Raw genomic sequence first — 1,465 nt, forward strand, 5'->3', positions numbered from 1 at the left:
GACTGGGGCTGGCGGTGATGGATGGTGGGTCATCTTCCGTACTTTGAGAACTGCACAGTGGACGCGAGCATCTTGTAAGTATTGTTCTGGATATCCGCGCTGGTCCGCGTACATCGCTCACCGATCTTGGGTTCACGCCCGGGGTGCGGGGGTGTTGTGGTGGGCGGGCGTGGGTGTTGTGTGTGGTCAAGTTGTTAAGGGCACACGGTGGATGCCTGGGCACCAGGAGCCGATGAAGGACGTAGGAGGCTGCGATAAGCCTCGGGGAGCTGTCAACCGAGCGTTGATCCGAGGATTTCCGAATGGGGGAACCCCGCACCAGTCATGTGGTGTGACCCGCGCCTGAACACATAGGGCGCGTGGAGGGAACGTGGGGAAGTGAAACATCTCAGTACCCACAGGAAGAGAAAACAACCGTGATTCCGTGAGTAGTGGCGAGCGAAAGCGGATGAGGCTAAACCGATCGCATGCCAAGCCGGCAGGCGTTGTGTGGTCGGGGTCGTGGGACGATTCAGGCGGTTCTGCCGAACTGTCAGGGAGTCAGAAAGCCATGTGTTAGTGGAAGGCCTCTGGAAGGGGTCGCCGTAGAGGGTGAGAGCCCCGTACACGAAAACTCATGGCCTCCCGAGTCGTATCCCAAGTAGCACCGAGCCCGTGAAATTCGGTGTGAATCTGGCGGGACCACCCGCTAAGCCTAAATACTCCCTGGTGACCGATAGCGGACAAGTACCGTGAGGGAAAGGTGAAAAGTACCCCGGGAGGGGAGTGAAATAGTACCTGAAACCGTGTGCCTACAAGCCGTGAGAGCCTTATGCGCGTTTACGCGTGGGGGTGATTGCGTGCCTTTTGAAGAATGAGCCTGCGAGTTAGCGGTACGTGGCGAGGTTAACCCGTGTGGGGTAGCCGTAGCGAAAGCGAGTCCGAACAGGGCGTTTGAGTCGCGTGCTCTAGACCCGAAGCCGAGTGATCTACCCATGGCCAGGTTGAAGCGCGGGTAAGACCGCGTGGAGGACCGAACCCACTTAGGTTGAAAACTGAGGGGATGAGCTGTGGGTAGGGGTGAAAGGCCAATCAAACTCGGTGATAGCTGGTTCTCCCCGAAATGCATTTAGGTGCAGCGTCACGTGTTTCTTGCCGGAGGTAGAGCACTGGATGGTCTAGGGGCCCCACAAGGTTACTGAAATCAACCAAACTCCGAATGCCGGTAAGTGAGAGCGTGGCAGTGAGACTGCGGGCGATAAGGTTCGTAGTCGAGAGGGAAACAGCCCAGATCATCAGCTAAGGCCCCTAAGCGTGTGCTAAGTGGAAAAGGATGTGGAGTCGCAGTGACAACCAGGAGGTTGGCTTAGAAGCAGCCACCCTTGAAAGAGTGCGTAATAGCTCACTGGTCAAGTGATTCCGCGCCGACAATGTAGCGGGGCTCAAGCACACCGCCGAAGCTGTGGCATTCACATGAACCCGTCAT

General features: G+C 57.3%; 1 rRNA gene (cut by a window edge). It reads left to right on the forward strand.

The annotated features are described in order from the left end of the window. The first annotated feature begins 184 nt into the window (after positions 1-184). Positions 185-1,465: ribosomal RNA gene (locus tag G5C62_RS25775) — 23S ribosomal RNA — on the forward strand; it runs 1,851 nt beyond the window's last position.

Source organism: Modestobacter sp. KNN46-3, from assembly GCF_011039295.1.